This window comes from Dietzia sp. DQ12-76 (genome assembly GCF_014145045.1).
Classification (GTDB): Bacteria; Actinomycetota; Actinomycetes; order Mycobacteriales; family Mycobacteriaceae; genus Dietzia.
Genome location: NZ_JAALDV010000055.1, coordinates 1 through 3372, shown reverse-complemented (window position 1 = coordinate 3372; position 3372 = coordinate 1). Strand labels below are relative to the sequence as shown.

At 69.5% G+C, this 3372-nt stretch carries 4 protein-coding genes; all 4 read right to left on the bottom strand.

Features of this window, described 5'->3' with window-relative positions:
- A partial coding sequence (locus G6019_RS02800; protein WP_182627002.1) for an acyl-CoA carboxylase subunit beta occupies positions 1-1314 on the bottom strand: 1314 nt, incomplete at its 3' end.
- Between the two features lie 258 nt (positions 1315-1572).
- Positions 1573-1824, bottom strand: a complete 252-nt coding sequence (gene acpM / locus G6019_RS02795; protein WP_095719155.1) for a meromycolate extension acyl carrier protein AcpM — start codon at positions 1822-1824, stop codon at positions 1573-1575.
- A gap of 104 nt (positions 1825-1928) precedes the next feature.
- The gene (locus tag G6019_RS02790) at positions 1929-2855 is read right to left on the bottom strand and encodes an acyltransferase domain-containing protein (protein WP_182613025.1); all 927 of its coding nucleotides are present in this window, start codon (positions 2853-2855) and stop codon (positions 1929-1931) included.
- Positions 2856-3010: 155 nt separating this feature from the next.
- Positions 3011-3372, bottom strand: a 362-nt coding sequence (locus tag G6019_RS02785) for a PucR family transcriptional regulator (RefSeq protein WP_182627000.1), incomplete at its 5' end; no start/stop codon positions are given.

The window sequence follows — 3372 nt, the reverse complement described above, 5'->3', positions numbered from 1 at the left end:
GCCCACGCCGCCCGCGATCGCGGCGTGCTCGTCGGCCAGTCGCTCGTGCAGGGCCTCACGCTCGTCCTCGGGCGCCGCGGCGAGCGTGCGCTTGTGGAGGATGCCCACCGCTGCCTTGGCGCCCATGACCGCGACCTCGGCATCGGGCCACGCGAACACTGCGGAGGCACCGAGGGCGCGCGAGTTCATGGCGATGTAGGCGCCGCCGTAGATCTTGCGGGTGACCAGCGTGACCCGGGCGACGGACGCCTCCGCGAAGGCGTGCAGCAGTTTGGCCCCACGGCGCACGACGCCGTCCCATTCCTGTGACACCCCTGGCAGATAACCCGGGACATCGACGACGACGAGCAGGGGGACGCCGAACGCGTTGCACAGGCGGACGAACCGGGAGGCCTTCTCGGCGGACTCGGAGTTAAGGCAGCCACCCAGGCGGAGCGGGTTGTTGGCGATCACCCCGACCGTGCGGCCTGACATCCTGCCGAAGCCCACCACGATGCTGGGCGCCCACTTTGCCTGGAGCTCCTCGAAGGTCGAGCTCCCGTCCAGCTCGGACGAGTCGAGGATGCCGTGGACGAGGGGACGGACGTCGTAGGCCCGCTTGGGTGAGTCCGGGAGAAGTCCCGCGAGGTCGGTGTGGTCGCCCTCGAGTGCGCGCAGGTCGAATTCTCCCTGGGCGGCGAGCAGGGTGACCAGGCGCCGTGCTCGGTGCAGCGCGTCCTTCTCGTCGGTGGCGGCGATGTGGCACACACCGGACTTGCGGTGGTGGACGTCCTGGCCGCCGAGTCCCTCCATGTCGACCTGTTCCCCGGTGACGGAGCGGACCACGTCGGGGCCGGTGACGAAGATCTTGCCCGCCGGCGCCATGATCACGACGTCCGTGAGTGCGGGGCCGTACGCGGCACCGCCCGCGGCGGGGCCGAGCACGACCGAGATCTGCGGCACGTGACCCGACGCGCGCACCATGGCCTCGAAGACGAGGCCGACCGCGTGGAGCGCCTCGACGCCCTCGGCGAGACGCGCTCCTCCCGAGTGCCACACGCCCACGACGGGCAGGTGCTCGTCGATGGCGGTGTCGATCGCGTGGACGATGTGGCGGCAGCCGTCCAGGCCCATCGCCCCACCCATGACGGTGGCATCGGTGGCGTAGGCGATGGTGGCTTCGCCGTCGATCAGTCCCCGGGCGGCGAGTGCGCCCGAGGCGTCCGGCTCCGTGAGGAACTCAAGCGATGCAGGATCGAAGAGAGTCTCGAGCCGTGCGACGGGGTCGCGCGGGTCGATCTGTGTGGTCTGGTCCACGGCGCTGGTGATGGTCATCGAATGCAGTCCTTTCCGCGGCGCACCTCCCGGGTGGGAGGGTGCGCTCCTGATGGACCCCCGGACTGGCTGGTGTGGGGGAGGCGAACGATCGGGGACCCCCGTCCCTGATCGCGCCGTCCGCCCGTCACCCCGCATGACGCGGAGTGTTCTGGTGTGTCGGGTCCCGGATATGGGGAGGGGACGCGGGCTCGTCTGGTGCACCGACCGCACCTTCGGCCCTGAACGCGCCCCCGCCCCGTGCTCCGGGACGTGGTGTCAGCTCTGGTCGATCTTCTGGATGTAGTCGACCGCATCCTGCACAGTACGCAACTTGGCGAGATCCTCGTCCGGGATCTCCACCCCGTAGCGGTCCTCCGTCTGCACGGCGATCTCCACCATGGACAGGGAATCGATGTCCAGATCGTCCACGAAGGACTTCTCCGGCGTCACCTCGGAGGGCTCGATCCCGGTGACCTCCTCGACGATCTCCGCAAGTCCGGAGATGATCTCGGCCTCGGTGCGTGCCATGTGGTGTCCTTTCTGGTGGTGTCGTCGCACCCGGCCGGGTGCGACGTGGTCGTCGTGACACGGCCACCGGACCAGGCCGGTGACCGCGGGTTCGTGGGGGTGGTCTAGGCGCCGCTGAGAGCCGGGACGGCGTCGAGCGCGTCCTCGAGGTCCTCGGGCGTGGTCACGCCGTGGCGGGGCACTTCGCGCATCATTCGCTTGGCCAGGCCGACGAGCGCACCGGAGGGCGGGAGCTCGATAAAGGCGTCGACGCCGAGCTTGAGCATGGTCTGCGTGCACAGGTCCCACCGGACGGGATGGGTGATCTGGGAGATCACGCGGTTCAGGGCGTCCCGGCCCGAGGTGACGACCATGCCGTCGGAGTTGGAGAGCAGAGTGAACTCCGGGTCGCGGACCTCGATCGTGTCCGCCAGGGCGCGGAACTCCTCCACGGCCGACCCCATGTGACCGGTGTGGAACGCCCCGGCGACGTCGAGGCGCCGCAGGCGGGCGCGGATCGGGGGGTTCTGTTCGAGAGCATCGCACGCTTCGAGAGGGCCGGCGGCGACGATCTGCCCGGCGCCGTTCCTGTTCGCCGGTTCCAGACCGGCGTTCTCGAGGGCCAGCAGGACGTCGGCCTCCACCCCACCGAGCACGGCGATCATCCCCGTGGGGCGGTCGGCGCACGCCTTCGACATCGCGGCGCCGCGGACCGAAGCCAGGCGGAGTGCGTCGGCCTCGGAGACCACCCCGGCGATCGCGAGCGCCGCGACCTCGCCGATGGAGTGTCCGGAGACGATGGTGTCCGCAGGGACCCGGCCCCGCCGACGGAGCTCCGCGGCGCCGAGCAGCGCGGAGGCGACCACCAACGGTTGGGTGACCGCGGTGTCGGTGATCTCCTGCAGGGTCGCCGTGGTGCCGAGGCGCTCGAGATCGAGTCCACTCGAGGCGGACCACTCATCGAGACGGTCCGACGCACCGGGGAGCTCGAGCCACGGCGCGAGCATTCCGGCTTTCTGGGACCCTTGTCCTGGGGCGGTGAGGCAAAGCACGAGTATCAGACAACACGGGATGCCCTCCGTCGGATGATGTTCTCGCAGCCAGAAACCACGGCGGGATTTTGTGGGGTTCCCACAAAATTCGTGTTGAGGGCGCCGCCATCTGTCGCAGCGACGGTTTCGTTACACGGTGTGACGGGAGTGAATGATTAGCTCTCCTGAGGGCTTCGTTCGGAGAACTTGCCGAGCACGAGGGCGATACGGAGGACAAATGCCTCTCTCGCGTCCAACGGGTCGAACTCAGTGATCTGGCTCACTCGTTTGAGCCGATACCTCACGGTGTTGGGATGGACATACAACTCACGGGCGCACGCCTCGACATGACCGCCCGAGTCCAGATAGGCCCGGAGGGTCTCCTCCAGCGAGGGGTCCGCACCCCTCAGCGGGGACACGATCCGCTCCACGAGCATGCCCGCGGCCCCGCGGTCCCCGCCGAGGACCCGTTCCGGCAACAGGTCGATCGCCGCCACCGGGCGAGGGGCACCGGGCCACCCGGTCGCGGCCGCGGCGC